The sequence below is a fragment of the Kribbella sp. ALI-6-A genome, from assembly GCF_001984195.1.
Classification (GTDB): Bacteria; Actinomycetota; Actinomycetes; order Propionibacteriales; family Kribbellaceae; genus Kribbella.
This window is the reverse complement of the sequence record NZ_MTQN01000008.1, coordinates 532,688-558,122: the sequence shown is the minus strand read 5'-3', so window position 1 is coordinate 558,122 and position 25,435 is coordinate 532,688. Positions and strand designations below refer to the sequence as shown.

Annotated in this window: 26 protein-coding genes and 2 tRNA genes; 16 read left to right on the top strand and 12 right to left on the bottom strand. The window is 69.0% G+C overall.

The window, feature by feature from the left end; all coding sequences use genetic code 11:
• Positions 1–26 precede the first annotated feature (26 nt).
• Genes BWI15_RS08650 through BWI15_RS08640 form a run of 3 tightly spaced genes read left to right on the top strand, consistent with a single transcriptional unit; the run spans position 27 to position 2,165 of the window.
• Complete coding sequence (locus tag BWI15_RS08650; protein ID WP_077013762.1) at positions 27–731, top strand: ABC transporter ATP-binding protein; 705 nt, start codon at positions 27–29, stop codon at positions 729–731.
• Positions 728–1,495, top strand: coding sequence for a hypothetical protein (locus tag BWI15_RS08645; protein WP_077013761.1), 768 nt, complete (start codon positions 728–730; stop codon positions 1,493–1,495). Before BWI15_RS08650 ends, BWI15_RS08645 begins: the two co-directional genes overlap by 4 nt.
• Entirely contained in the window at positions 1,488–2,165 is a 678-nt protein-coding gene (locus tag BWI15_RS08640; protein ID WP_077013760.1) for a hypothetical protein, read from the top strand. Before BWI15_RS08645 ends, BWI15_RS08640 begins: the two co-directional genes overlap by 8 nt.
• A gap of 2 nt (positions 2,166–2,167) precedes the next feature.
• On the opposite strand, the gene BWI15_RS08635 is transcribed toward BWI15_RS08640, so the two are convergent.
• Positions 2,168–2,605 carry a MarR family winged helix-turn-helix transcriptional regulator gene (locus BWI15_RS08635; protein ID WP_077013759.1) on the bottom strand — a complete coding sequence of 146 codons (438 nt, stop codon included), beginning with the start codon at positions 2,603–2,605 and terminating at the stop codon, positions 2,168–2,170.
• A 47-nt stretch (positions 2,606–2,652) separates the two neighbouring features.
• Between BWI15_RS08635 and BWI15_RS08630 the strand changes: the two genes are divergently transcribed.
• Positions 2,653–4,095, top strand: a complete 1,443-nt coding sequence (locus BWI15_RS08630) for an MFS transporter (RefSeq protein WP_083750622.1) — start codon at positions 2,653–2,655, stop codon at positions 4,093–4,095.
• Between the two features lie 218 nt (positions 4,096–4,313).
• Positions 4,314–4,517: a cold-shock protein gene (locus BWI15_RS08625; RefSeq protein ID WP_012919747.1), complete on the top strand. Its 204-nt coding sequence runs from the start codon at positions 4,314–4,316 to the stop codon at positions 4,515–4,517.
• A 58-nt stretch (positions 4,518–4,575) separates the two neighbouring features.
• Here BWI15_RS08625 and BWI15_RS08620 read toward each other — a convergent pair whose 3' ends face one another.
• Complete coding sequence (locus BWI15_RS08620; RefSeq protein ID WP_077013757.1) at positions 4,576–5,148, bottom strand: GNAT family N-acetyltransferase; 573 nt, start codon at positions 5,146–5,148, stop codon at positions 4,576–4,578.
• Positions 5,149–5,195: 47 nt separating this feature from the next.
• Here BWI15_RS08620 and BWI15_RS08615 point away from each other — a divergent pair, with 47 nt between their 5' ends.
• From BWI15_RS08615 to BWI15_RS08600, 4 genes are all read left to right on the top strand, one after another.
• Positions 5,196–6,107, top strand: a complete 912-nt coding sequence (locus tag BWI15_RS08615; protein ID WP_077013874.1) for a class I SAM-dependent methyltransferase — start codon at positions 5,196–5,198, stop codon at positions 6,105–6,107.
• Between the two features lie 88 nt (positions 6,108–6,195).
• Positions 6,196–6,804 carry an oligoribonuclease gene (gene orn / locus BWI15_RS08610; RefSeq protein ID WP_077013756.1) on the top strand — a complete coding sequence of 203 codons (609 nt, stop codon included), beginning with the start codon at positions 6,196–6,198 and terminating at the stop codon, positions 6,802–6,804.
• A gap of 46 nt (positions 6,805–6,850) precedes the next feature.
• A tRNA-His gene (locus BWI15_RS08605) sits at positions 6,851–6,923 on the top strand.
• A 398-nt stretch (positions 6,924–7,321) separates the two neighbouring features.
• Positions 7,322–7,831: a hypothetical protein gene (locus BWI15_RS08600; protein WP_077013755.1), complete on the top strand. Its 510-nt coding sequence runs from the start codon at positions 7,322–7,324 to the stop codon at positions 7,829–7,831.
• Positions 7,832–7,876: 45 nt separating this feature from the next.
• On the opposite strand, the gene BWI15_RS08595 is transcribed toward BWI15_RS08600, so the two are convergent.
• The 5 genes from BWI15_RS08595 to BWI15_RS08575 are packed head-to-tail and all read right to left on the bottom strand — an operon-like array spanning position 7,877 to position 14,497.
• Positions 7,877–9,238, bottom strand: coding sequence for a Gfo/Idh/MocA family protein (locus BWI15_RS08595; protein WP_077013754.1), 1,362 nt, complete (start codon positions 9,236–9,238; stop codon positions 7,877–7,879).
• Between the two features lie 22 nt (positions 9,239–9,260).
• Positions 9,261–11,321: a hypothetical protein gene (locus tag BWI15_RS08590; protein WP_077013753.1), complete on the bottom strand. Its 2,061-nt coding sequence runs from the start codon at positions 11,319–11,321 to the stop codon at positions 9,261–9,263.
• Positions 11,318–12,634 (bottom strand): ABC transporter substrate-binding protein, encoded by a 1,317-nt coding sequence (locus BWI15_RS08585; RefSeq protein ID WP_077013752.1) that lies wholly within the window; start codon positions 12,632–12,634, stop codon positions 11,318–11,320. The genes BWI15_RS08590 and BWI15_RS08585 overlap by 4 nt, the downstream gene beginning before the upstream one ends.
• 23 nt (positions 12,635–12,657) lie before the next feature.
• Positions 12,658–13,536 (bottom strand): carbohydrate ABC transporter permease, encoded by an 879-nt coding sequence (locus BWI15_RS08580; protein WP_077013751.1) that lies wholly within the window; start codon positions 13,534–13,536, stop codon positions 12,658–12,660.
• Positions 13,526–14,497 (bottom strand): carbohydrate ABC transporter permease, encoded by a 972-nt coding sequence (locus BWI15_RS08575; RefSeq protein WP_077013750.1) that lies wholly within the window; start codon positions 14,495–14,497, stop codon positions 13,526–13,528. Before BWI15_RS08575 ends, BWI15_RS08580 begins: the two co-directional genes overlap by 11 nt.
• A gap of 203 nt (positions 14,498–14,700) precedes the next feature.
• On the opposite strand from BWI15_RS08575, the gene BWI15_RS08570 reads away from it, so the two are divergent.
• Both BWI15_RS08570 and BWI15_RS08565 read left to right on the top strand, forming a co-directional pair.
• Positions 14,701–15,711, top strand: a complete 1,011-nt coding sequence (locus BWI15_RS08570; RefSeq protein ID WP_077013749.1) for a LacI family DNA-binding transcriptional regulator — start codon at positions 14,701–14,703, stop codon at positions 15,709–15,711.
• Positions 15,708–17,093: a glycoside hydrolase family 5 protein gene (locus BWI15_RS08565; RefSeq protein WP_077013748.1), complete on the top strand. Its 1,386-nt coding sequence runs from the start codon at positions 15,708–15,710 to the stop codon at positions 17,091–17,093. The genes BWI15_RS08570 and BWI15_RS08565 overlap by 4 nt, the downstream gene beginning before the upstream one ends.
• Before the next feature lie 3 nt (positions 17,094–17,096).
• On the opposite strand, the gene BWI15_RS08560 is transcribed toward BWI15_RS08565, so the two are convergent.
• The gene (locus tag BWI15_RS08560; RefSeq protein ID WP_237771196.1) at positions 17,097–18,851 is read right to left on the bottom strand and encodes an aminotransferase class V-fold PLP-dependent enzyme; all 1,755 of its coding nucleotides are present in this window, start codon (positions 18,849–18,851) and stop codon (positions 17,097–17,099) included.
• A 94-nt stretch (positions 18,852–18,945) separates the two neighbouring features.
• Here BWI15_RS08560 and tenA point away from each other — a divergent pair, with 94 nt between their 5' ends.
• From tenA to BWI15_RS08545, 3 genes are all read left to right on the top strand, one after another.
• Positions 18,946–19,614 (top strand): thiaminase II, encoded by a 669-nt coding sequence (tenA, locus tag BWI15_RS08555; RefSeq protein ID WP_077013747.1) that lies wholly within the window; start codon positions 18,946–18,948, stop codon positions 19,612–19,614.
• The gene (locus BWI15_RS08550; RefSeq protein ID WP_077013872.1) at positions 19,611–21,164 is read left to right on the top strand and encodes a phytoene desaturase family protein; all 1,554 of its coding nucleotides are present in this window, start codon (positions 19,611–19,613) and stop codon (positions 21,162–21,164) included. Before tenA ends, BWI15_RS08550 begins: the two co-directional genes overlap by 4 nt.
• An 87-nt stretch (positions 21,165–21,251) precedes the next feature.
• Positions 21,252–21,327, top strand: a tRNA-Lys gene (locus BWI15_RS08545).
• A gap of 248 nt (positions 21,328–21,575) precedes the next feature.
• Here BWI15_RS08545 and BWI15_RS38710 read toward each other — a convergent pair.
• Positions 21,576–21,857 carry a hypothetical protein gene (locus tag BWI15_RS38710; RefSeq protein ID WP_143465450.1) on the bottom strand — a complete coding sequence of 94 codons (282 nt, stop codon included), beginning with the start codon at positions 21,855–21,857 and terminating at the stop codon, positions 21,576–21,578.
• Between the two features lie 350 nt (positions 21,858–22,207).
• Here BWI15_RS38710 and BWI15_RS08535 point away from each other — a divergent pair, with 350 nt between their 5' ends.
• Positions 22,208–22,888 (top strand): helix-turn-helix domain-containing protein, encoded by a 681-nt coding sequence (locus BWI15_RS08535; RefSeq protein WP_077013745.1) that lies wholly within the window; start codon positions 22,208–22,210, stop codon positions 22,886–22,888.
• A 41-nt stretch (positions 22,889–22,929) separates the two neighbouring features.
• On the opposite strand, the gene BWI15_RS08530 is transcribed toward BWI15_RS08535, so the two are convergent.
• From BWI15_RS08530 to BWI15_RS08515, 3 genes are all read right to left on the bottom strand, one after another.
• Entirely contained in the window at positions 22,930–23,526 is a 597-nt protein-coding gene (locus BWI15_RS08530) for a TetR/AcrR family transcriptional regulator (protein WP_077013744.1), read from the bottom strand.
• A gap of 343 nt (positions 23,527–23,869) precedes the next feature.
• Positions 23,870–24,139: a hypothetical protein gene (locus tag BWI15_RS08520; protein ID WP_202817594.1), complete on the bottom strand. Its 270-nt coding sequence runs from the start codon at positions 24,137–24,139 to the stop codon at positions 23,870–23,872.
• Between the two features lie 87 nt (positions 24,140–24,226).
• Positions 24,227–24,499, bottom strand: coding sequence for a hypothetical protein (locus BWI15_RS08515; protein WP_143465449.1), 273 nt, complete (start codon positions 24,497–24,499; stop codon positions 24,227–24,229).
• A gap of 61 nt (positions 24,500–24,560) precedes the next feature.
• On the opposite strand from BWI15_RS08515, the gene BWI15_RS08510 reads away from it, so the two are divergent.
• A complete protein-coding gene (locus BWI15_RS08510) occupies positions 24,561–25,313 on the top strand; it encodes an SDR family NAD(P)-dependent oxidoreductase (RefSeq protein ID WP_077013742.1) in 753 nt (250 codons plus the stop codon).
• Positions 25,314–25,435: the final 122 nt, after the last annotated feature.

Here is a 25,435-nt window from a genome sequence, read left to right as displayed (position 1 = left end):
GGCGCGCGCGGCGACAGACTCCTCGCGTGATCGAGATAACCCACCTGACCAAACACCACCGCGGGACGCCGGCCGTGCGCGACGTCAGCTTCCGGGCACTGCCCGGCCGCGTCACGGGCTTCCTCGGCCCGAACGGCGCGGGCAAGTCGTCGACGCTGCGCATCCTGCTCGGCCTGGACCACGCCGACGGCGGCACCGCCACCATCGGCGGCAAGCCCTACCGTGAGCTCGCGTCGCCGTTGCGGACCGTCGGCGCCCTGCTCGAAGGCAGCGGCGCCCATCGCAGCCGGACCGCCCGGGCCCATCTCGAATGGGTTGCCCTGAGCAACGGAATCGCGCGGGACCGGGTGCCGCGGGTACTCGACGAGGTCGGTCTCACCGACGCGGCCGGTACCCGGATCCGGAAGTTCTCGCTCGGCATGAGCCGCCGGCTCGGCATCGCCACCGCCCTGCTGGGCGATCCCGAGGTCCTGGTGCTCGACGAACCGGTCAACGGCCTCGACCCCGAAGGCATCCGCTGGCTGCGCCGGCTCGTCCGTACGGCGGCCGACGACGGGCGCACGGTGCTGCTGTCCAGCCACTTCATGGCCGAGATGAGCAGTACGGCGGACGACCTGGTGGTGATCGCGGCCGGCTGCGTTGTCGCGCAGGGGTCGATCGACGAAGTGGTCGGCGACCATGCCGGTCTGGAAGACGCGTTCTTCACGTTGACCGCCGGAGGCAAGGCATGAGGCAGCTCGTCGTCGCCGAACTCCGGAAGCTGATGTCGCTGCCGATCGCCTTGCTGGCCGGTGGTCTCAGCGTTGCCGGCCAGGTGGCAATCGGCGCGTTGACCGCTGGTGGCCTCCGCGAGCGGCTCGACGCGGGTACGGCGTACGGGTCCGCGGCGGACAATGTGTTCCAGCTGGTCATGCCGGGAGCGGTCGGGGCGATCGTGCTGGGCGTCGTCCTGGTGGGCAGCGAGTACACCAGCAACAGCACGGACGCCGGTGGTGGCCGCCAGATCACGACCAGCCTGCTCGCCGTACCGCAGCGGGGGCGGCTGGTCGCCGGTAAGGCACTCGCGTTGGTGATCGCATCTGTCGTGCTGGCAACGACTGCGATCGTGGGGGTCCTCGCCGTGACCAGCGTGCTGCTCGGACCGCACAGCGTGCTGGCCAACGGGTTGGACGGCGCTGAGCGCGGCCGCGCGGTCGGTGGACTGGTGTACTGGACGTTGAGCGCGCTGATCGGGTTCGGCATCACCTGGGTCACCCGGAGCGGGGTGATTCCGCTGATCGTGCTGGTCGTCAACTCGTCGGTGGTCTCAGTGACGTACCTGTTGTCCAAGGTGACTTCGGTTGCGTACTACTTCCCTGATCTGGCCGGGCTGCGCATGATCATCCGCGACACCGGGACGGGCGTGGCGCCGCTGACGGGTGGGCTGGTGATGGCGCTGTGGACCGCCGGAATCCTGCTGGCCAGTGGATTCCTGTTCGCGCGGCGCGATGCCTGAGCGGGCCGGCGGCCCACGTCCGGGCAACGTCGTCGCGTCCGAACTGCTGAAGCTGCGGACTCTGCCGGCCGTGATTCTCGCGGCCGCGACGACCGTCGTACTGACTGGTCTGCTCACGCTGGCTCTCAGCGCTACTGGTGACGCGGCTACCGTGCAGGTCACGACGTACAGCCAGATCGGGGTCGTGCTGGTCGGCATCCTCGCGGCCACCAGCGAGTACGACGACCGGCAGATCGTCACGTCGCTGATCAGCGTGCCCGACCGGCTGCTCCTCGCCTGCGCCAAAGCCATCGCCTGCGCGCTGACGGTCGCCGGCATCGCCACGCTCACCGTCGCGGCGGCACACCTCGCGGTGGTGAACCGCCTCGCCGAGACCTCCGTGGTGAGCGCCGCAGGCACGATCGTCTACCTCACCGTGCTCGCACTCTTCGGCCACGGAGTCGGCCTGATGCTCCGCGGCACGATCCCCGCCCTCGTCACGGTCCTGCTGCTGGCGTACGTCGCGTTGCCGCTGCTGGGACGCGTCGGCGACTACCTCCCGGGGCAAGCCGGCAGTCAGCTCCACCAGAGCGACCCGGCGATCGGTCTGTCGACGGCTGCCCTCGTCGCCTGGGCCGTCGCGGCACTGACCGCGTCGACCTCGACGTTCCTGCGGCGCGACGCCGCTTGACCTCAGTTGTGCGTCGAGCGCAGAGCCTGGGCCAGTTCCTCCAGAGCAGGCAGCGCGTCGATGATCGTGCGGGCGGATTCCTCGGGGAGCTGGTCCAGGCACTTGCCGATCGCCTCGGTGCGCAACAGCTTGATCCGTTGGTGCAGCTCGCGACCCTGGTCGGTCGCCTCGACCTGGATCGCCCGCAGATCGGCCGGGTTCGGGTCGCGCTGGATCAGGCCGAGCTCGGTCAGGCGGCCGATCACCCGCGAGACCATCGTCGGGTTCAGGCCCTCGAGCTGGGCCAGCTCGGTCAGTCCGAGCGGCCCGCGGAACGCGATCAGGCCGAGCACCGACGCCTGGGTGGGCGTCAGGCCCTCGTCGGTCGCCGTGGCGTTGAGTTCGCGCGCCAGCCGCGAGATCACGCCGCGCAACCTGTTCAACGTCTCGGTGTCGGACATCTCTACCCCTTTATTGCCTGCTGGCAAGCAATGTACTCTGACTGGTGATGGAATCCCAGAGTCTCCCAGCCGCCACCACCCCGGCCACGAACGGGCCGGTGGCCGGGCAGACCCCACCGCCACCCGCCGGGGGCGAGCCGTCGCCACGCCGCTGGGTGGTGTTCCCGATCGTGTCGATCGCGCTGCTGATGGCCTCGATCGACCAGACCATCGTCGCCACCGCACTCAACGCGATCCAGCGCGACCTGCACGCGCAGCTCAACTGGAGCGGCTGGACGATCACCATCTACGCCCTCGGCCAGATCCTGGTGATGCCGGTGGCCGGCCGGCTCGGCGACCAGTTCGGGCGCAAGAAGATCTTTCTCGGCGCCGCCGTGCTGTTCACGCTCGCCTCGCTGGCCTGCAGCCTGGCCGGCAACATCTACCTACTGGTGGTGTTCCGCGCCTTCCAGGCGATCGGCGGCGGCGCCTTCATGCCGACCGCGACCGGCATCGTGGCCGAGCAGTTCGGCCGCGACCGGGACCGCGCGGTCGGCATGTTCACCTCGATCTTCCCGATCGGCGGCATTCTCGGCCCGATCATCGGCGGCGTGATCGTCACCTACTGGTCGTGGCGGGAGATCTTCCTGGTCAACGTCCCGGCCGGCGTCCTGCTGATCCTGCTGGCCTGGAAGTTCGTGCCGCACAGCGCGCCGAAGCAGGCCGCCCGGATCGACCTGGTCGGCGCCGGGTTGCTCGCCGTGACGATCCTGCTCGGCATGTTCGGGATCAGCTCGCTGGGCAGCGGCGGCGCTTCGGCGTCGGATCCGCTGTTCATCGCGAGCGAAGTGCTCGCGCTGTGCTTCGGTTTCCTGTTCCTGCGGCACGCCAACCGGTCCGCCGACCCGTTCATCCCGGTCAAGCTGCTGCGCGGCCGCGGCTTCGCCGTGATGAACGCGATCAACCTCCTGTACGGCGCCGCCGTGCTCGGCTTCGGCGCCCTCGTCCCCCTGTACGCCGAAGCCCGCTACGGGATCCAGCCGCTGCAGGCCGGAACGTTGCTCACGGCAAGGGCCGTCGGGATGATCTGCGTCGCCGGGCTGGCCGTCTTCGCGCTCCGCCGGACCGGCTACCGGGCGCCGATGATCGGCGGCTTCCTGCTGGTCGCGGGCGGCATGACGATCATGTCACTGGCACCGCACGGCCTCGCGCCGTACGGGTGGCTGGCCGTGGCCGCCGCCGTGACCGGGATCGGCATGGGATTGTCGATCCCCGCGTCGAACAACGCCTCGCTGCAGCTCGCGCCGGACCAGATCTCCGCGATCGCCGGGCTACGCGGCATGTTCCGCCAGTCGGGCGGCATCATCGCGGTCTCGGTGACCACGACGATCCTGTCGCACGCCGCGCACCCGGGTGTCGCGCAGGCGCACAGCTTCGTGGTGTTCGCGGCGGTACTGGTGCTGATCGTGCCGCTCGCCTTCATGGTCCCGGACCACCGCGGCTCATGGTGATGTGTCGTGGCTGCCTGTACAGCCAGTCAATTCGTGCTACGGTTTCTCTCGGTTGCAGTTTTGCAGTTCCACGTTCGTTCTTGAAACGCCCGCGGGAAGTGTGATCCGCAGGGCGTTTTTCTCATTTCCGGGCCACGGTCCGGGTGGGAGGGCTCGTTCGGCAACCCAGGTGCCGGCGACCGTCGGACCTGATACCCGCCCCACCAAAGGAGCAGATCATGGCTAGCGGAACAGTGAAGTGGTTCAACGGCGAAAAGGGCTTCGGCTTCATCTCGCAGGACGGCGGCGGCGCCGACGTGTTCGTGCACTACTCGGCGATCGCGACGGACGGCTTCCGGACCCTCGACGAGAACCAGAAGGTCGAGTTCGACCTCGCGCAGGGCCCCAAGGGCCCGCAGGCGGAGAACGTCCGCCCGGTCTGAACCCCACAGACGCAGCAGGCCCGCACCGATTCGTCGGAGCGGGCCTGTTCCGTTTTTCTCACCCGATCCACAGCTCTTCCCCGTCGTCGTCCAGCCGGCCGATCGCGCTGAGCCCCACCGCTTGCGCCACCGCTTTTGATGCCGCGTGGCCGGGATGCACATGGGCCACGATCCGCAGCCGGCCGTTGCCGCTCGCTCCCCTCGCATCGCCCCGGAACGCACGCCCGGCCGAGGTAGCCGAGTCGCCGACGACCGGTCGCTCCACCTCCCGGCTCGAGTGGCGCAGCCACTCGGCCAGCCCGGCCGCCGCCTCCTTCGCGATTCCCTGGCCCTGCCAGTCCGCGCCGACCACCCAGGCGATCTCCGCCCCGTCGCCGGTCACCGTCGCCTGCACGTAGCCGACCAGTACGCCGTCCAGGCTGATCACCCAATTGAGCCAGTGCTCCCCCGGCCGCCCGGATCCCGCGACCTGCCGGCGGTACCGCTCGGTGAGCTGCTCGACCGACGGCGGCTCGCCACCGATGAAGGCGTAGAGCTCACGCGCCGACAGCACCCCGGCCATCTCCGCGGCGTACTCGACCTTCAGCGGCAGCAGCTCGAGCCGCTCGGTGGTGAAGCTGGTCGCGATCATCGGCCCACCGTACGGCGTACCGGCGTGTGATCCGCGACACTGTCGGCATGACCGAGATCGACTGGGCCGCGCAGGCCGAGCACCTGCGGAAGACCGCGACCGACGAGGCGGACTGGAACGAACTGGTCGCCGGTGCCCTCGTCCGACCCACCGACCAACTCGTCGTCGACGTCGGCTGCGGAGGAGGCGGGATGGCGAAGGCCCTCGCCGGCGCCGTACCGGGTGCGACCGTCGTCGCGCTGGACGCCGACGAGGAGGTGCTGCGCCAGGCGCGCGAACACACCGCCGGCCTGGTCCGCTGCGAACTCGTCTCGATGGACGACGGACCCGAACCGCTGCGCGCGGCGATCGGCGCGCCCGCCGACCTGGTCTGGGCGTCGGCGTCCGTCCACCACGCCGCTGACCAGCAAGCGGCCGTCAACGCCCTTGCGTCGCTGCTCGCGCCCGGTGGACGACTCGCGCTCGCCGAGGGCGGCCTGCCGTCGCGCATGCTGCCCTGGGACCTCGGTCTGGGCGAGCCCGGACTGGAGCTCCGGCTCGACCTCGCGCAGGATCGCTGGTTCGCGGCGATGCGTGAGGCGATCCCGGGGTCGGTGCCGATGCCGTACGGGTGGACCGACGCGCTGCGGAACGCGGGGCTGACCGACGTCACCACACAGAGCGTGCTCACCGAAAAGCCGGTGCCGTTGCCGGAGGAGGACCGCGAGCGGGTCATCGAGCAGCTCCGGCTGCGGGTCGCGCGGCTGGATCCGGCTGAGCAGGACTCGGATCACGGGCATGGTCATGGGCACGGCCACGGGCACGGGCACGGGGATGTTGCCGAAATCACTCTCGACGCCGACGACCTCACGGTCTGGCGGCAACTGCTCGACGCCGGCAGCCCGCACTACCTCGGCCGGCGTACCGATCTCGCGTCGCTGTCCGTCCGCAGCATCCACGTCGGCCACGCTCCGGCGTGACCCACGGCGTACCGGACAACCCCGCCACGCCCGGCGATTCGGCTGCCGGGCGCGACGGCGGGACACCCTCGCCGTAAGGTGGTTCCTCATGAACGACCGGCTGGTGTGGATCGACTGCGAGATGACCGGCCTCGACCTGGCGGCCGACGCCTTGATCGAGGTGGCGGTGCTCGTCACCGACTACGAACTCAACGTCCTCGGCGAAGGCATCGACCTGGTGATCGCACCCCCGCCGCAAGCCCTCGAACAGATGGGCGACTTCGTCCGCGAGATGCACACCGGCTCCGGCGTGCTCGACGAACTCGCCAACGGCATCCCGCTGGCCGACGCCGAGCAGCAGGTCCTCGACTTCATCCACGGCTACGTCAAGGAACCGCGCAAGGCCGCCCTGGCCGGCAACTCCGTCGGCACCGACCGGACCTTCCTCGTCCGCGACATGCCCAAGGTCGAAGCCCACCTGCACTACCGCAACGTCGACGTCAGCTCCATCAAGGAACTCGTCCGCCGGTGGTACCCGCGGGTCTACTACGCCACCCCCGCCAAGACCGGCAACCACCGCGCGCTGGCCGACATCACCGAGAGCATCGCCGAACTGCGCTACTACCGGCAGACCGTTTTCGTGCCCCAGCCGGGCCCCGACACCGACACCGCCCGGGCCGCCGCGAGCCTGGTCAGCACCCCGATTTCCGACAACTGACCATCATCGCTATGATTACCCAGCCGTCGCAGTCAGGGCGGCAATGGTGGGTGTAGCTCAGCTGGTAGAGCACCTGGTTGTGGTCCAGGTGGCCGCGGGTTCGAGTCCCGTCACTCACCCTCAGGCGAAGGCGACCTGTGTCCGCGGAGAGCGCGGACACAGGTCGCCTTCGGCGTTTTGTGCGGCTGCGCTGCGCTTGCCGCGAGCGGGGGCTCCGCCACCCGCACCCCCTGGCGCCTTCGCTTCGCTCGGCTCCGTGGCTGGGGCCGGCTGTTGGGCTGCGCCTTCGCTTCGCTCGGCTCCGGGGCTGGGGCCGCCGGTCGGGCTGCGCCTTCGCTTCGCTCGGCTCCTGGGCTGATGCCGCCGGTCGGGGTTACGCCTTCGCTTCGCTCGGCTCTGGGGCCGGCCGCCGCGATGGGGTGCCGCCTTCGCTTCGCTCGGCTTCGCGGATGCGTTCGCTTCGCTCGGCTCGCGTTTCTGCGGGGGTTGAGCCGGTGGGGCTGAGAAGATCTTCGGGATGAAATCGTCGGGCAGCGTGTGGTTCGTCTACGGGGTCGCCGTGGTGGTGACCTTTCTGGTCGGCCTGCTCTCGTTCAGCGTGTTCGTGCTGTCCAAGGTCTTCGGCTCGTCCGAGGCCGATCCTGCCCCACCGCCGCCGGACGTGACTCAGGCAGCACCGAGCGTTTCCCCGACCCCGGCGCCGAAGACCACCGTCGCGAGGGTGTACGACGTGCGGGCGGTGGCGGCTGATGATCGTCAGGTGGTGATCATCGTGGCGACCCCGGCGGGGTGCGCTCGTGCACTGCGGGCCACGACGTACGCGGAAGGGCCCGGCGCGGTCGCCGTTCGGGTTACTCAGCAGGCCTACCGGACCGGATGCACTTGGCAACGGAAGCCGGTACTGGCTACGGCCGCTCGTCCCCTCGACGACCGGTCGCTCATCGTCAACGGCGTCTTGTGGACACCTGCGCGTGACGGCACGTATCAGCAGGCCCTCAGCACCTCGGCTCGGACCAGCGGCGGTTGAGCACACACCACACCGCGCCGGAGCTTGGTGTGGTGTGCGGACTGGTCAGCGGTCGAGGGGGAGGCCGAACTCGGTGATGTTGACGGGTAGGCCGGTTTCCAGGGAGCGGTTGGCGGCGATGCCTACCGCGACGCTGCGGAGGCCGTCGCGGTAGCCGGCTCGGCGGTCGAGGGGGTCGGGGGTGCCGGTGGGGCGGAAGATGTCGTCGAGCAGGTGGTTGTCGCCGCCGCCGTGGGCGCCTTCGCCTTCGGGGATGGGGATCTCCTGGGCCGGCTCCCAGTGGCGCTGGAGGAGGATGCGTTCGCCGGCGGGGCGTGGGTTCGTCGTACCGCCGAAGGACGGGTCGTCGGGGTTGACGCTGGGGTCGACGGCTGGGCGGCCCACGACGCCGTTGGGGCCCTCGACGAAGCTGCGCTCGACGACGTCCAGTTCCAGGCGGCCCTCGGTGCCGTTGATCGAGACGCGGTAGCCCTCCCAGGGGGCGTGGGCGTTCAGGGAGTAGGTCAGGATCGCGCCCGAGCGGTAGGTGACGAGCAGCCCCATGTTGTCCTCGATGGTGATGCCGGGGCTGAAGACGTCCTGGTCGCGGATGTAGCCGTCGTCGGCCTCGGCGTCCAGGTAGAGGGCGCGGAGTTTCTCGTCGGCCGCCAGGTCCAGGGCGAACGGGTCGGACGACAGTCCAGGAGATCCGGCCGAGCGGGCCGGGCGGTCGGTGAGGCCGCGCTCGGCGGCGTTCTTGTCGCCGTAGAAGCGCAGGCCCCCGGCCGCGGTCACCACCTCGGGCACGTCCGCGAGCCACCAGTTCACCAGGTCGAAGTGGTGGCTGGACTTGTGCACCAGCAGGCCGCCGGAGATCGCCTTCTCGCGGTGCCAGCGGCGGAAGTAGTCGGCGCCGTGCACGGTGTCCAGCGCCCACTCGAAGTGGATCGAGGTGACCTTGCCGATCGCACCGGACGCGATCAGCCGCCGCACCTCGCTGTTGCGCGGCGAGTACCGGTAATTGAACGTCACCACCAGGTCACCCGACGAACCCTCGATCGCCTCGACGATCGTCTTCGCCGGTTCGAGCGAGGTGGTCAGCGGCTTCTCCACAACCACGTCGCAGCCCGCCTCGAGCGCGGCCGCGGCGTACCGGTGGTGGGTCGCGTCCGGCGACGTGACGACCACGACGTCCGGCCGCTGCTCCTCGAGCAGCCGCCCGAAGTCGTCCGGCCCGTAGTGCGGCGGAGCCGTCCCGCCCGCGGCCGTGACCACACCGTCGTAGTAGGCCATCCGGGTCGGGTTGGTGTCGCACCAGGCCACCAGCGTCCCGACGTCGGCGTACGTCGTCGTGAGGGCGTCGACGTACATGCCGGCGCGCGAGCCGGTACCGACCACGGCGTAGCGGCGGTTCTGCGGAAGCGTCACGGGTCTCCTTGAGGTGGTGAGGTCAGGGTGAGCGAAGCAGTCCTTCGTGGCGGACGGTCCAGCCTGCGGGGAAGCCGGGCGCGGGACCGTCCGCACCGTCCCAGCCTGCCGCCATCAGCGCCACGGCGGCGAGCAGGCCGCCGTTGCCGGGCAGGTAGAGCGGCAGCGACGGCGTCTGACGGTTGTGACCGTTCGGCAGGAAGTCGTTCTTGGTGGCCTTGAGCAACAACGCGTCGACGGCGGTCGCCGGATCACCGAGGCGGGCCGCGGTCATCGCGATCGCCGGGTAGTCCCAGCCCCAGGTGCTCTCCCAGTCCCAGTCACCCAGTACGCCGGCCAGCGTGCGCCGCATGGTCGCGGGATCGATGTACCCGGTGTCCGGCACGAGGCCCAGCGCATAGAGCATCGACGGATGGTCCGTCCGGATCGTCCACGGCTCGCCGTCGATCGCGGCGTAACAGTCGTCCTGAACAGGCGCTGGCACCAGCCCGTCAGCGACCTCGGCCCAGCGCGGCTCGGGCGGGAGACCCAAATAGCCGCGCCACTCCTGAGCGACCAGCAGCGCCCATCGCCAGTACGCCAGCTCGAACGTCGGGTTCACCAGCTCGGCCCGGATCGCCGAATACGACTCCTGCGCGGGGATCAGCGGCGGACCGAGCTGGAAGCCCCGCTCGGTCGGCACGGCGTACGACGCCATGAACTCCGCGCTCTCCAGCACGATCCGCCCGTACCGCTCGACCGCCTCGGGCGAGCCCGTGCGGCGGATCAGCTCCGCCAGGTAGATCGGGTGCGGCTGCTGCCAGACGAGGAACGGCCCGATGCTGCTCGGGCTCTCCCGCCCGTCGGGCGCGACCTGCTTGGGCCAGCGCACTCCGCCGTACCCCTGCAGCCGGGCCGTCTCCCGCGCCTCGGGCAGAATCCGCTCGTACCACCCCAGGCTGCGCTCGAGCCGCTCGGGCCTGCCCCACAAGGCGAAAAGCGCGCCGTGCCACCAGTGCATCTCCAGGTGGAACCGCCCGCGCCAGCTGTTGCACACCAGCCCGGTCTCCTGCGGCGGCAGCGAGCCCGCGCAGTTGATCGCGGTCAGGTACTGCGACAGGACCACCCGCCGCTCCAGCTCGGCCGCGCGCGGATCGCCCGACAGCTCGACCGCCGCCCCCGACGCCCAGAAGTCGGCCCAGGCTCGCCGGCAGTCCGCCTCCATCTCCGCGAAACCCGCCGGCATTTCAGCCCGCTGCTCCGAGAACCCGACCCGCAACTCCAGCACGTCGGAGTCCGAGGTCAGCACGAGCTCGTGCGCCCCGACGTGCTCCAGCCGCGCGTCATCGGCACCGACCGCCACCCAGTACTGCGTGTCGTCCAGGCGCCGCTCGACCTGCCAGCCGCCGTCGGCTTCGTGCACGGTCGTCGTGTGCGCCTCGGGCCGGGCCCAGTCCGCTCCGTTGCCCCAGGCACCTGATCCGTACGGGAACGCGAACCGCACCCCCAGCCCCACGGCCAGCGCCGGCGACTCGATCCGTACGGCGACCACGTCGTCGTCCGGCGCGCACAGCGTCCGTACGCGCACGTCGTGCCCCGCGACTGAGAACGAGCTCTCGATCACTCCGCCCCACAGATCCAGCCGCTGCCGCGCGTCCTCGACTTCCGGCAAGGTCTGCCCGGCGAACACGAAGCCGATCCGCCCGAGATCGAGCCGGTGCGGATTGGCCCGCAACCACTGCTCGGCCTCCGACTGCCCCGGCTCCTGCGTGGTCGCCAGGTCCATCTCGCCACCGAGATCGACGTACGGCACCGGTCCGGTCGGGGTCTGGTAGACCCGCCGCGTCTCGTCCAACGCGTACGTGCCCGGGAAGCTGTGCCATCCCCACTGCGACAGCGTCCCCAGCAACGTGCCCGGCGCCTCGTCACTCGTCCGAGCTTCGACCGGGTACCGCTCGGGCCAGCTCTGCAGGCCGGTCACGTCGACGGTGAAACAGAACTCCCCGTTGCCCACCGACACCGGGGACTCCGGCACGACGCCCACCACCTGGACGTCGTGCCGCCCCACCAGGGCTCGCCGATCGATCGGCGGCTGTGCCGTCACCGAATCGCCGAGGTCAGCTCTTCGAGGAAGCGCTTGGCGCCCTGGGCGGGAGTCTGACGGTTGAACAGGACCTCCGCGTTCGTGCGCTCCAGGATTTTCACGCTCTCGGTCGAACCGGTCGGCCCGATGATCAGCGCCGGTCCCACCTTCGGGGTGATCTGGGCGATGAAGTCCGCCGAGGCGCCCTCGTCCTTGGGCAGCGACGGCTTGACCGCGGTCAGCACCTCGGAGTTCGCCGGGATACCCCGGTTGGCCAGCGTGATCTTGCCGGCGGCCGGGTCGTTCACCAGGAAGTTCACCAGCTTGGCGGCCGCCTCCTGGTGCTTGGTGCGCGCGCTGATCGTGTAGATCTGCGACGCCTGCAGCCACATCCCCGGCTTGGTCGCCGTGCTCTCACCAGGGGCCCGCATCAGCACCAGCTCCGCGCCCGATGCCTTGCGCAACGAGCCGAGCTGGTTGGTCCAGTCCAGCTGCATGCCGGCCAGTCCGCGCCCCATCAGCGTCTGCTCCGGCGCCGGTTGCCCGGCCAGCTCGGAGGTCAGCGACGCCGGCGGCGTGGCGCCCGCGTCCCGCAAGGCGGTGGTCATCGTGAACCAGTCGGTCAGCGTCTTCTCACTGATCCCGACCTTGCCCTCCTCGGTGTAGAGCGACTCGCCGCGCTGACGCGCGTACAGGTCCAGCATGTCGGCGCTGGTCGGGTCCTCGGCGCCGTACGTGCCCTTTGGCGAGCCCTTCGCCACCTGCTCGGCGATCCGGCGGAAGTCCTCCCACGTCCAGGTGTCGTCGTCCGGCAGCGGCACGCCGGCGGCCTTGAACACCTTCGGGTTCACCACCACGCCGAACGCGTTCACCCCGGTCGGTACGCCGTACTGCTTGCCGTCGAAGTTGCCGTTGGACAGCGCCGCCTGGTCGATCTTGTCGGTCTTCAGCGTGTCCTTGACCTCGGCCAGGTCGAGCAGCGCGCCGCGGTCGCCGTACTCCCGCGGGTACGCGCCGCCGAGCGTGATCACGTCCGGCGCGTCGTTGGCGGCGACGCTGGTGGCGAGCTTGTCGAAGTACCCGTTGAAGTCGCCGTACTCCGGCTTGACCGTGATGCCCGGGTTCGCCGTCTGGAAGGCGTCGATCGCCTGCTGGGTGAGCTTGGCCCGGTCCTCGTTGCCCCACCAGGAGAACCGCAACGTGACCGGTGCGTTCGGGTCGCCGGAACCGCTGCCGGAGTCACCGCCGCAGCCGGGCAGTGCGAGCAACAGACCGGCCAGGGCCAGCGCGGTGATCCGCCGGGCCGCACGGTACGTCGGCGCGTGGTGCTTCATGATCGTGTTCCTTTGTCCAGTGGTCATTTGAGCCCCGTAGTGGCGATCCCGCGGGTGAGGTAGCGCTGGCCGGCCAGGAAGAACCCGAAGATCGGCACCAGCGCGACGACCGACATCGCGAACAGCGGCCCCCACGAGGTGCCGCTCTGCGCGTCCATGAACGAGCGCAGCGCCACCGGCACCGTGTACTTGTCCGGGTCGGTGAGGAAGATCAGCTGGCTGAAGAAGTCGTTCCAGGTCCAGATGAACGTGAAGACCGCCGAGGTAGCCAGCGCCGGCAGGCACAGCGGCATCACGATCCGGGCGTAGATCCGGAAGTGCCCGCAGCCGTCCAGGCGGGCCGCCTCGTCCAGCTCGCGCGGCAGTCCGCGGATGAACTGGACCATCAGAAACACGAAGAACGCGTCGTGGGCCAGGAACTTCGGCACCACCAGCGGCAGGATCGTGTTGATCCAGTCCAGCTTGGAGAACAACACGTACTGCGGCACGATCAGCACGTGGATCGGCAGCATGATCGTGCCGAGCATCAACGCGAACCACAGCTTCTTCAGCGGGAACTCCACCCGGGCGAACGCGTACGCCGCCAGCGAGCAGGTCAGCAGGTTGCCGATGATCGCCAGCACGGCGATCACCGCCGAGTTCAGCAGGTAGTGCTGGAACGGGTGCGCCAGCGCCGTCCAGCCGTCGGTGTAGTTGTCGAACTGCACCTTGCTCGGCAGCAGCGACGGCTCGCGGAAGATCACCTCGGTCGGCTTGAACGAGCTCGACAGCAGCCAGAGCAGCGGATACAGCATCACGAAACCGAACGCGATGATCAGCAGGTGCTTCAGCAGGCCTTTGCCTCGCGACTCCGTGCCGGGTGTGCGGCCTGCGCGGACCCGGGGCAGCGTCTCACTCGTCACCGTAGAACACCCATCGCTTGGCGAACAGGAAGTTGATCGCGGTCAGGGCGGCGATGATGGCCAGCAGCAACCAAGCCATCGCCGACGCGTAGCCCATGTGGAAGGAGCCGAAGCCCTCGTCGTACAGGTAGAGCGTGTAGAGCAGCGTCGAGTCGGCCGGGCCGCCGGTGCCGCCGCTCACCACGAACGCCTGCGTGAAGCTCTGGAACGCGCCGATCACCTGCAGCACCAGGTTGAAGAAGATGATCGGGGTCAGCAGCGGCAGCGTGATGTGCACGAACGTCGTCCAGCGCCCGGCGCCGTCGACGGCGGCCGCTTCGTAGTACGAGGCGGGGATCTGGCGCAGGCCGGCCAGGAAGATCACCATCGGGGCGCCGAAGGTCCAGCCGTTCAGCAGGATCAGCGTGCCGAGCGCGAAGTCCGGGTGTGCGACCCAGCTCTGGCCCTCGATCCCGAACTTCGCCAGGACGTCGTTGACCAGGCCCTCCTGGCCGAAGATCTGCCGCCACAGGATTGCGATCGAGACACTGCCGGCCAGCAGCGAGGGAAGGTAGAAGACCGAGCGGTAGAAGCCCAGCCCGCGGATGCCCTTGTTCAGCACGATCGCCAGACCGAGCGCCATCAGCAACTGCAGCGGCACCGAGATCAGCACGTACTGGAAGGTGACCAGCAGCGACTTGTGCAGCCGCCGGTCGGACAGCATCTCCTGGAAGTTCGCCAGGCCGATCCACTCCGGCGGCTTGAGCAGCGAGTAGTCGGTGAACGCCAGGTACAGCGACGCCAGGATCGGGCCGAGCGTGATCGCCACCAGGCCGATCAGCCACGGAGTCAGGAACAGGTAGCCGGTGACCGCGTCGCGGCGGCGTTGGCTGTACCGCGTGGAGCGGTCGCGGCCGGGTGGACGTGGCTCACCGGCCACCTCCTGTGGCTCGCGGGTCAGGGTGCTGCCGGTCGGGCTCAACGCGTCACCTCCGGATCGAGTAACCGGTTTCTAGCAGTGATTCTTGAAACGTGTCAATGGGTGAACAACGAACTCGAAACTGTTTCGTTACAAGGGCTTCGGTGTCCGTTATCGGCCAAGAGACCGGTTTCTCACATCCCTCGGAGCGGGTTATCTTTTCCAGACCGGTGACGTCCGTCGCCGGTCAGCGAGGAGGTGCAGTCGTGGTCGAGCAGCAGCGATCGGCGGCGACCATCAGCGGGGTCGCGCAGGTCGCGGGTGTGTCCCGGGCGACGGTCTCCCGGGTGATGAACGGCCGTTCCACGGTCGCGCCCGAGCTCGCCGAGCGGGTGCTCGCGGCGGCCCGCGCGCTCGACTACGCGCCGAGCCAGGTCGCCCGCAGCCTCGCGCTCGGCCGAACCGCCACCATCGCGCTGATCGTGCCCGACCTGTCGAACCCGATGTTCCAGGACGTGCTGCGCGGCCTCAGCCAGGCCGCCGGCGAGGACGGGCACCGCCTGCTGATCGCGGAGTCGAACGAGCAGGTCGAGGACGAGGAGGTGCTCGCCCTCGAGGCCCGCCGGCGCTGCGACGGCGTGGTGCTCGCGTCCCCCCGGCTGCCGACCGCCGACCTGGAGCGGCTCGCGCCCCAGCTCGCGCCGCTGGTGCTGATCAACCGCAAGCTGCCCGGCGTACCGTCGCTGTCGGTCGACTACGCGGCGGGCATCCAGGACCTGGTCGCCCACCTGCTCTCGCTCGGCCACCGCCGGATCGTTTACCTGGCCGGCCCACCAGCCAGTACGTCGAACCGCGAGCGCCTGGACGCGTTGATCAAGCTGTCGCGCGACGGCCGCGAGTTCGAGCTGCTTCAGGTGCCCTGCGGAGCCATGTTCGAGAACGGGCACGCCGTCGCGGGCGAGGTCGCCGCCAGTGGAGCGACCGCCGTCGTCGCGTTCAACGACATGGTCGCGTTCGGCGCGCTGAGCGGGCTGCACGAGCTGGGCGTCTCGGTGCCCGGCCAGATCTCGATGACCGGGTTCGACGACATCCCGTTCGCCCGGTTCACCACCCCGCCGCTGACCTCGGCCGCCGTCCCCAGGAACACGCTGGGCCGGCAGGCCTGGGAGCGGCTGCGGATGCAGCTCGACGGCAACGACGGCGCGGGCGCGGCGGACTTCCGGCCGCGTCTACTCGTCCGCGGCAGCACCGGCCGCACGGCGGAGGGACCACGATGACCCGACCACTGCGGGTCGACGGCACCCGACTCGTCGACAGCTCCGGTACGCCGGTCCTGCTGCGCGGCATCGGCCTGGGCGGCTGGATGAATATGGAGAACTTCATCACCGGCTACCCGGCCACCGAGTCGCAGCAGCGGCGCGCGCTGCGCAAGGTGCTCGGCCCGGCGGCGTACGAGGCGTTCTTCGACACGTTCCTGACCGGCTTCTTCGGTCCGGACGACGCGGCGTACCTGGCCTCGCTGGGCCTGAACGCGATCCGGATCCCCTTCTCCTACAAGCATTTCGAGGACGACGACCGGCCGTTCGAGCTGAAGGAGGAGGGCTTCCGGCAGCTCGACCGCGTGGTGCGGCTCTGCGCGGACGCCGGGATCTACTCGATCCTCGACCTGCACGCCGTACCCGGCCGGCAGAACCAGCACTGGCACAGCGACAACCCGACGCACTGGGCCGAGTTCTGGAACCACCGGCACTTCCAGGACCGGGTCGTGCGCCTGTGGGAGGCGCTCGCCGACCGGTACCGCGACGACCCGTGGGTCGCCGGGTACAACCCGGTCAACGAACCGGCCGATCCGAGCGGCGAGGTGATCGGGCCGTTCTACCAGCGCCTGGCCACGGCGATCCGGGCGATCGATCCTGCTCACGTGCTGTTCTTGGACGGGAACCGCTACTCCACCGACTTCTCGATGTTCACCGACGTGCCGGAGAACACGGTCTTCACCGCGCACGACTACGCCCTGCCGGGCATCGCGGCCGCCAGCGAGTATCCGGGCGTGACGCGCGGCAAGTACTTCGACCGCGGCCTGGTCGAGAAGACCTTCCTGGAACGCACCGAGTTCATGCGCTCCACCGGTACGCCGATCTGGATCGGCGAATTCGGCCCGGTCTACACCGGCGACCCGGCGCAGGACGCCGCGCGCTACCAGCTGCTCCAGGACCAGCTCGACATCTACGCGGAGCACGACGCGAGCTGGACGCTGTGGACGTACAAGGACATCGGCCTCCAGGGCCTCGTGCACGCTAGGCCCGAGAGCCCTTATCTGCAACGCATCCGGCCGTTCCTCGCCAAGAAGCAACGCCTCGGCGCCGACTCCTGGGGCGGCAACGACGCAGGCGTCCGCCACATCCTCGCCCCGATCGAACAACTTTTCGCCGAGGAGTTCCCCGACCACGACCCGTACCCGTGGGGCCAGCGCCAGTGGATCAACGTCCTGGTCCGCAACATCCTGCTCGCCGAGCCGTTGGTCGACCAGTTCGCCGCGTGCTTCGAAGGCGTCGACGAATCGCAGGCGCGGACGCTGGCCGAGTCGTTCACCTTCGCCAACTGCGTCCAACGCGACCCCTTGGCCGACCTGCTGCGCGAGCACCTGCGGACACACTGAGGGCTAGGGCACCACCGGGGACAGACAGCTGCTCGGCAGGTCGAACCAGCGCAAATGGTCGAACTCGGTGTTGACCGTGCCCTCGTCGTCGGTGCCGGCGTGCGGACAGGCTCCGAGTAGTTCGCGGGCCTCGGCCAGGTAGTCCGCCAGCGCGGACTCGGGCGCGGTGTCGTGATGCTTGGGATAGTGAAGCGAGCCGTCCGCGTCGTAGCCGACCTGGGACAGGCGCATCGGCGGTTCGACCGGGCCGCGGTGGTGGCGCCACAGGCCGTTCGACGGGTCGAAGCGGTAGTCGCCGAGCAGCCGCCAGCCCTCCCGCGCGACCAGGCGGACCGCCTCCACGACGTACGAGAAGACCGCCTCGGAGATGAAGTAGTTGAAGTTGACCCGCACCCAGCCGGGTTTGATGCCCTCGCAGCCGTGCTCGATCTCCTCGGCGAACTCCGCCGACCGCGCCAGGTCGATGCCGAGCAGCGTGTGCCCGTACGGGCCGGCGCACGAGCAGCCGCCGCGCGACTGGATGCCGAACAGGTCGTTCAGCAGCGCGACCACGTAGTTGTGGTGCAGGTACCGCCCGGACGGCGCCTTCACCACGAACGACACGATCGACAACCGGTCGGCGTCGAGGTTGCCGAGGATCTGCAGGTTCGGTTCGGCCCGCCACGCCTCGACCGCGCGCCGCAGGTAGGCGTCCTCGTGCGCCCGGATCACCTCGATGCCGACGGCCTGCTTGAGCTGGAAGACCAGCCCGGCCCGGATCGACTCGATGATCGCCGGTGTGCCGCCTTCCTCGCGGTGCACGGGATCGTCCAGGTAGCGATGCTCGACCGGGTTCACGTACGCGACCGTTCCCCCACCCGGTACGTCGGGCACCCGGTTGCGCAGCAGCTCCCGCCGCGCAACCAGTACGCCGGGCGTGCCGGGCCCGCCGATGAACTTGTGCGGGCTGAGGAAGATCGCGTCCTTGTACGCGAGCGGGTCGTCGGCCTGTCCGCCGTACATGTCGATCTCGATGTACGGCGCGGCGGCGGCGAAGTCCCAGAACGACAGTGCGCCGTACCGGTGCAGGAGGGCGGACACGCGATGTGTGTTGCTGACGATCCCCGTGACGTTGCTGGCGGCCGAGAACGAGCCGATCTTCAGCGGGCGGCCGGCGTACTCGATCAGCTTGCGTTCCAGCAGCGGGATGTCGATGTGCCCGTCGGAGTCCTGCCCGATCACCACCACGTCGGCGATCGACTCACGCCAGGGCAGCTCGTTGCTGTGGTGCTCGTACGGGCCGATGAACACGACCGGCCGCTGCTCGGGCGGGATCGTGGCGGTCAGGTGGTACTCGTCGTCCAGCGGCGCCGGAATGCGGAGTCCGAGGACGCCGATCAGCTTGTCGATCGCGCCGGTCGCGCCCGAGCCGCAGAAGATCACCGCGGTCTGCTCGTCGCCGCCGACGCTGTCGTGGATGATCCGCCGGGCGTCCTCGCGCAGGCGGGTGGTCTGCAGCCCGGTGCCGCTGGACTCGGTGTGCGTGTTCGCGTAGCGCGGGAGCACCTCGTCGCGGATGAAGTCCTCGAGAAAGGTCAGCGCGCGGCCGGAGGCGGTGTAGTCGGCGTAGGTGACCCGTCGCGGACCGTACGGACCCGGCATCACCTGGTCGTCGCCGATCACCGACTCACGGATCCGGCGCAGCAACGCAGTGTCCGGCGGCATGCTCGCGGCGACACCGTCGGAAGGTCCCGCGACCTCCAGTCGCTGCTCCCCCATGGCGCCAGGGTAAGTCCGCGACGTGACTTTCGTCTCGTCTACGACCGTCCGGTTCTGGCTAGGGTCGTTCCAGTCGAGCACGAGGAGATCCAGGATGACGTTTTCCGCCGAGCTGTGGGACGCCGGGGCCGCCAAGGTGTACGCCGAGATCCTGCGGCACCCCTTCATCACCGGACTCACCGACGGGACCCTGCCGCACGACAAGTTCCGGTACTTCATCATCCAGGACAGCCACTACCTGCGCGCCTACTCCCGGTCCCTCGCGCTGGCCGCCGGCCGGGCGACCGACGAGGACGCCGTCAGCATGTTCGCCCGGCACGCCGCCGAGGCGATCGACGTCGAGCGTGAGCTGCACGCCTCCCTGCTCGGCAAGCTCGGGCTCACCTCGGCCGATGTCGACGCCACCGGCTCGGGGCCGACCACGACGGCGTACATGTCGTATCTGACCGCGGTCTGCGCGACCGGCACGTACGCCGAAGCCGTCGCGGCCGTGCTGCCCTGCTACTGGATCTACCGCGACGTCGGCCGGGAGCTGCTGAAGCTGTCCTCGCCGGATCCGGTCTACGCGGAGTGGATCGCGACGTACGGTTCCCCGGAGTTCGACGCGGTCGTAGAGTCGGTGCTGGCGGTGACGGACCGCCTCGGCGCCGAGGTCGGCCCGGGCGAACGGGATCGTTGCCACCGGCACTTTTCCGTCACGACCCGGTACGAGTGGATGTTCTGGGACGCCGCGTACCAGGAACTGGAGTGGCCGGTCCGATGAAGGACTTCTACGACGTCGTGATCGTCGGCGGCGGGCACAACGGCCTGGTCGCGGCCGGGTATCTGGCCGGCGCCGGCCTGAGCACGCTCGTCGTGGAGCAGCAGCCGCACACCGGCGGCGCCGCGGTCAGCCAGCAGGTGTTCCCCGGCGTCGACGCGCGGCTGTCGCGGTACTCGTACCTGGTCAGCCTGCTGCCCGACAAGATCGTCGCGGACCTGGGACTGTCCCTGCAGTTGCGGTCGCGCTCGGTCGCCTCGTACACGCCGGTACGCCGGGGCGGTCGTGACCTCGGACTGATGGTCGAGCGCCCGGAGGGCTCGGCGACGCGCGAGTCGTTCGCGGCGCTGACCGGGAGCGATGCCGAGTACGACGCGTGGCAGCGGTTCTACTCATCCGTCTCCGACCTGGCCGCCGCAGTCGCCCCCACCCTCCTGGAACCCCTCCAACCCGCCGCGGCCCTGCGCCAACGCGTCGATCCCGCCCTCTGGTCCGAACTGGTCGACCGCCCCCTCGGCGAAACGATCGAACGCCGCTTCACCGACGACACCGTGCGCGGCGTGGTCGCGACCGACGGCGTGATCGGGACCTTCGCTCGCCTGCGCGACGAGTCACTGCTGCAGAACCGGTGCTTCCTCTACCACCTGATCGGCAACGGCACCGGCGAGTGGCGGGTCCCGGTCGGCGGCATGGGCGCCGTGACCGACGCGCTGCTCGACGCCGCGCGGCGCGCGGGCGCCTCGGTGGTCACCGACGCGGCCGTCACCGGGATCGAGGCCGACGGCAAGCGCGCCGCGGTGACCTGGCTCGGCGGTGACGGGGAGCGATCGGTCGACTGCTCGTACGTGCTCGCGAACGTGGCGCCCGCCGTACTGGATCGGCTGCGGGGTCGGTCCGGCGGTCCCGTGCCCGAGGGCTCCCAGCTGAAGATCAACCTACTGCTCTCGCGCCTCCCCCGGCTGAAGTCCGGCGACGACCCTCGACGCGCTTTCGCCGGCACGTTCCACATCGACGAGGACTACAGCCAGCTCGACACCGCGTATCTCGAAGCCGCCGCGGGCGGGCTGCCCGCCGTACCGCCGTCGGAGGTGTACTGCCACTCCCTCACCGACCCGTCGATCCTGAGCCCGTCGTTGGTTGCCTCAGGTCACCACACCCTGACCGTCTTCGGCGTCCACTTCCCCACCCGCCTGTTTGCCTCCGACAACGAATCGGCCCGCGCGGAGTCCGTCCGCCGCGTCCTGGCCGGCCTCGAGTCCTACCTGGCCGAACCGCTCGACGCCTGCATCGCCCGCGACGCCGACGGCAACCCGTGCATCGAGGCCAAAACCCCCGTCGACATCGAGGCGAGCGTCGGCATGCCCGGCGGCCACATCTTCCACGGCGACCTCCAGTGGCCCTGGTCCGACGACGACTCCGAGACCGGCCGCTGGGGCGTCGAAACCGACGTCGCCAACCTCCTCATCTGCGGCTCCGGCGCCCGCCGAGGCGGCGCCGTCAGCGGCATCGCCGGCCACAACGCGGCCCAGGCAGTCCTGTCCCTCCACCCCTGATCCACCGCCCCCAGAACCGATTTTTCTTCTCCCCCGATCCCCTGCTACTGTTCTCTTCGTTCGAAGGAAACACCAACTGAACAACACGCGCCGCTAGCTCAATTGGCAGAGCAGCTGACTCTTAATCAGCGGGTTCGGGGTTCGAGTCCCTGGCGGCGCACCAGCATCGAGGCCCAGGCAGACATCGCATCTGATCCTGGGCCTTTGTGCGTCCAGCGGACCACTTACGAACCACTTTGCCGCCGGTCCGCATGTCGCCCCGCAGCCAGCAACCTCCGTCGACGTCGCCGAAACGCTCCTGGGCGCTCCCCCAGACCTTCACGAGACTGTGACTGTGTGTCACATCACACTGCTCTGCATCGTCGCGCCGAGCCAGACGTTGAGCGGCCAACCATCGAACAGGTTGGAGGTTTACATGCCCAGGCCGCCGCTCCCGATCGGATCGTGGGGACGAATCTCCACCTCGATCGATAAGACAGACGACAAGGGCAAGCCGCTCAGCTTCAGAGCAAAAGCCAGGTTCCGCGACCACGACGGCCAAGTGCGCCCCGTGTCCGCGTACAGGATGACTTCCTCGGCAGCCGAGCGGGCGCTGCTGACGAAGCTCCAGGACCGCTCCCGAAACAGCCGAGCCGGCGAGCTCACCGCGATGGACAAGGTCTCGAAGGCGATCGAACTCTGGGAGAAGAACATCTCCGTCAACCCCGTCCGCGAAGTCGACCGCATCGAACACCACGCCAAGAAGCTCCCCGGCGCCCTCGGCACCGACGAAGTCCGCCTGGTCCGCACCCACCTCGCCAACGACGAAACCGCCGTCAGAGCCGACCTCCCCGACCTCGTCACCTTCATGCTCGGGACCGGGGCCCGCATCGGCGAAGCCCTCGCAGTCCTCTGGCACCAGATCAACCTGGAGGCAGGACGAGTCAAGATCACCAACACCGTCGTCCGAGTCAAAGGCGAGGGCCTCCTGAGCAAGACCACCAAATCCAAGGCCGCCAACGCGAGCTCGCCACACCCGAGTGGCTACGCGCCGTCCTCCGCAGATGATTCGCCACAGGAGTCCGCCTCGACGAACCAGTCTTCCCAGACACAAACGGCGGCTACCGCGACCCCTCCAACGTCCGTCGCTCGCTCCGCACAAGCCTCTCCCCGTCGGCAGCACAGCCCGCCGAGACCTCGGCCTAACCCTCCGCGCAGCCAGACGCGAAGCCGGCATGACACGCAAAGCCGTCGCCGACTCCCTAGGCTGGCCCCAAACCAAGATCGAACTCATCGAAACCGGCCGAATCAAGATCGGCCGCCCACTCATCACCGACCTCATCGCCACATACGGCCTCCAGAACTTACCGAACCTCGCCAGCCGAGTCGACGCAGCAACCGAACCCGCCGACGCCGACGCACTCTTCTGGATCACGTCCCACGTCTTCCGCAAGACCACAGCCACAGCCCTCGACGACAGCGGCCAAACCGCCCGCCAGATCCTCAACACGGTCGCGCTCTTCAACACCCGCTACATCGACCTGGCAGTCAACGCGCTCCGTGAGCAGCGCTACCCGGTCCGCGACGAGGACGCCGCTCGCTTGTCGCCGCTCGGGTATGGGCACATCAACATGCTCGGGGTGTTACACCTCAGCCACCCCGTCGAGCGCACAGCGGCTGAGCCCGCTGCGCGATCCGGATGCCGTCCTCGCTCTGGAGGTGCACTACGCGGTCAGCGACCTTGACCTGGATCCAGCAGCGGCGAGCAGTGCCGGACGATCGCGGATCAGGTGGCAGACGTCGGCAATGCTGACAGGGCCACTTCCACTATTTTCATGAGGCTCTGCCTGGACGCGCCGTCCGAGGCGTCGACGGAGATTCCTTGCGCGACGGCCGCGACGTAAGCGCCGAGTGACGCGGGATCGGCGTTGGCGGGTAGCCGGCCGGCTTTGATGGCCCGCGCGAACAATCGCTGGAGGTCCTTCCGGACATCCTTTCGCAGGCCGGCGAGCTGATCGGCCACGTCGCGGTTGGCATCGCTGCATACCAGCGCGCCTCCGACCATGAGGCAGCCTTTCGGATGGTCCGGCATGGTCGCGTCGAGCACGACTCCCTGCAGGTATTTTCGCGAGGCTTCGACGGGGTCGTCGAGGGAAAGTGCCTGCGCGCGACGGACGAGCCTGGTCTGCATGTAACGGTCCATGACTCTGTCGAAGATCTGGCGCTTGTTCCCGAATGCTGCATAGAGACTGGGCGCATTGATGCCGATGCTGGCGGTCAGGTCGGTGATGGACGTCCCATCGTAACCCTGACGCCAGAACACATCGGTTGCGCGGTCCAGCGCCTGGTCGGCGTCGAACTCTCGCGGCCTGCCACGGGGCATGCTGACCTCCTTTTCTGAATATGACCCTAACAACCGCAGCAGGCCGAATCTTCCGGAGGAGAGGAAGGGCCGTCGGCTGCCACCCGGCCGGCGCACCAGTGCTCAACCACGAATGTTGGTCGGGTCGGTTGGGCGGCTTTCGTGGTCGGGTGGCCCCAGCGGTGTTGACGTTCGCCTGCGGACGCGTGCGCGTTCGCGGCGTTGGGCGGCGAGGACGTCGGGGTGGCGGGCGTTGGCGTTGCGCCAGCAATGTTGCTTTCCTCACCCTCGATGGCGTTGACCAGCAGCCAGGACAAGACTGCTCACCCGCCAGCGGCTACCGCCCGAGTCTCCTGTATCAACATCAAGAAGCGATGCCGCCCAGATCCCGGTAAGGCCCGTCAGGGTCCAGGCTGGGCATTCCCCTCTCGTTGACCCGGTGGGTGACGGCGCGGACGGAGTTTTCGTCGGCCTGGACCAGACGGGTGATGACCGGCACGATGCTGCCGTCGGCGAAGGCGACACGACCATCGCCCGGCGCAGCCGGATTGTCGAGCCGGTCCCGCGACGCACGAGGCGGCAACTTCTGGCCTTCTGGATCACTTAATCGGCGTACTCGAACGGAATCTGCCACCCGCACAGCCGTGACCGATACCGGGCCTGCTGCGCGGCCCCGGCCCGGTGGGTCACCTAACCCGGCCAACGTTTTGTGGTCAGAGCACTAGGCGACCGAGCAGCCGTCGTCGGTGGCCTGCCGATCCTCGGCGTGAAGCGTGCCGACCCTGACGTCGTGCAGTAGCTCACCCACAGGCAGCGGGCACTGGTGCGAGCGTACGGCGCGTTGAGTGGGCCCTGACGCACCTGTCGCGGGGGTGCTCTTGAGGAACGCGTCGTAGGCGTCCTCGCCGAGGTCGACGGTCCCGTAGTAGCGCCGATCGCGACCGGGAGTCTTCGGCATGGTCGGCTGCCGGACTTGCATGCCTACGATCCCCATGCTTATATTCTTAGCGAACGTTAAAGATAACGCTCGCTACAGTTTACGACGAAGGGCAGCCATGAGCTCGCAAAGGAAGAACGTTCTGATCACGGGGGCAGGCGCACGGGGTGGAATCGGCGCGGCGATCGCGCACGCGTTCGCCCGCGACGGGCACACGGCTGTGATCACAGGTCGAAACCAGGAACGCGGGGACGCCGTCGTCGCAGACATCCGGGCGCGGGGCGGTGAGGCCCGTTTCATCCTTGCCGACCTCAGCAACTTCGCCGACGTCGACAGGATCATCACCGAGGCCGGTGACGTCGATGTCCTCGTCAACAACGCGGCGAGCTACCGGGACAGCATCGCGCCGAGCCTGAAGCAGAATCTCGACGCGAACGTCGAGTCCTGGGACGTCAACATCCGGGCAGCCTTCGCCCTGACAACAGGCTTCGCCTCGGGGATGGCCGCCCGCGGCGGCGGGGTTGTCATCAACATCAGCAGTATCGCCGGGACGCGCCACATGCCCTACATGTCCACCTATGGCGCACAGAAGGCTGCCATCGATTCCTACACCAGGTCGTGGGCCGTTGAGTGGGGCCCCGACAACGTCCGGGTCATCGGTATCGCGCCGGGCAACGTGTCGAGTGAGAACGTCACCGAGTTCATCGGCGCCGACAGGTTCCAGAAAATGGCCGAAACGAACCCGCTCGGCCGTCTCGGCACGCCGGAGGAGATCGCCGACGTCGTTGCCTTCGTCGCGAGCGATCGCGCGAGTTTCCTGACCGGCCAGACCATCCTCGTCGACGGCGGCCACATGGCGAAGGCAATCTGACGCCTCAGAGCAGGAACAGATCGGCCGGTCGTGCTTGCCCGACCAATGCGCTCTCAGGGCCTCCCTGCGCGCTGACAGCCGCGGTCGACAGAGGAGAGACAACGCAGCCAGCGTCCGAGGAC

What these genes read in the sequence shown, in the direction of transcription:
- BWI15_RS08560 (WP_237771196.1), bottom strand. Translation starts at nt 18,851, where the DNA reads ATGGGGGAGCAGCGACTGGAGGTCGCGGGACCTTCCGACGGTGTCGCC.
- BWI15_RS08630 (WP_083750622.1), top strand. Translation starts at nt 2,653, where the DNA reads ATGGAATCCCAGAGTCTCCCAGCCGCCACCACCCCGGCCACGAACGGG.
- BWI15_RS08515 (WP_143465449.1), bottom strand. Translation starts at nt 24,499, where the DNA reads ATGGGGATCGTAGGCATGCAAGTCCGGCAGCCGACCATGCCGAAGACT.
- BWI15_RS08615 (WP_077013874.1), top strand. Translation starts at nt 5,196, where the DNA reads ATGACCGAGATCGACTGGGCCGCGCAGGCCGAGCACCTGCGGAAGACC.
- BWI15_RS08600 (WP_077013755.1), top strand. Translation starts at nt 7,322, where the DNA reads ATGAAATCGTCGGGCAGCGTGTGGTTCGTCTACGGGGTCGCCGTGGTG.
- BWI15_RS08645 (WP_077013761.1), top strand. Translation starts at nt 728, where the DNA reads ATGAGGCAGCTCGTCGTCGCCGAACTCCGGAAGCTGATGTCGCTGCCG.
- BWI15_RS08635 (WP_077013759.1), bottom strand. Translation starts at nt 2,605, where the DNA reads ATGTCCGACACCGAGACGTTGAACAGGTTGCGCGGCGTGATCTCGCGG.
- BWI15_RS08550 (WP_077013872.1), top strand. Translation starts at nt 19,611, where the DNA reads ATGAAGGACTTCTACGACGTCGTGATCGTCGGCGGCGGGCACAACGGC.
- BWI15_RS08530 (WP_077013744.1), bottom strand. Translation starts at nt 23,526, where the DNA reads ATGCCCCGTGGCAGGCCGCGAGAGTTCGACGCCGACCAGGCGCTGGAC.
- BWI15_RS08535 (WP_077013745.1), top strand. Translation starts at nt 22,208, where the DNA reads ATGATTCGCCACAGGAGTCCGCCTCGACGAACCAGTCTTCCCAGACAC.
- BWI15_RS08510 (WP_077013742.1), top strand. Translation starts at nt 24,561, where the DNA reads ATGAGCTCGCAAAGGAAGAACGTTCTGATCACGGGGGCAGGCGCACGG.
- BWI15_RS08565 (WP_077013748.1), top strand. Translation starts at nt 15,708, where the DNA reads ATGACCCGACCACTGCGGGTCGACGGCACCCGACTCGTCGACAGCTCC.
- orn (WP_077013756.1), top strand. Translation starts at nt 6,196, where the DNA reads ATGAACGACCGGCTGGTGTGGATCGACTGCGAGATGACCGGCCTCGAC.
- BWI15_RS08625 (WP_012919747.1), top strand. Translation starts at nt 4,314, where the DNA reads ATGGCTAGCGGAACAGTGAAGTGGTTCAACGGCGAAAAGGGCTTCGGC.
- tenA (WP_077013747.1), top strand. Translation starts at nt 18,946, where the DNA reads ATGACGTTTTCCGCCGAGCTGTGGGACGCCGGGGCCGCCAAGGTGTAC.
- BWI15_RS08640 (WP_077013760.1), top strand. Translation starts at nt 1,488, where the DNA reads ATGCCTGAGCGGGCCGGCGGCCCACGTCCGGGCAACGTCGTCGCGTCC.
- BWI15_RS38710 (WP_143465450.1), bottom strand. Translation starts at nt 21,857, where the DNA reads ATGTTCTTCTCCCAGAGTTCGATCGCCTTCGAGACCTTGTCCATCGCG.
- BWI15_RS08585 (WP_077013752.1), bottom strand. Translation starts at nt 12,634, where the DNA reads ATGAAGCACCACGCGCCGACGTACCGTGCGGCCCGGCGGATCACCGCG.
- BWI15_RS08620 (WP_077013757.1), bottom strand. Translation starts at nt 5,148, where the DNA reads ATGATCGCGACCAGCTTCACCACCGAGCGGCTCGAGCTGCTGCCGCTG.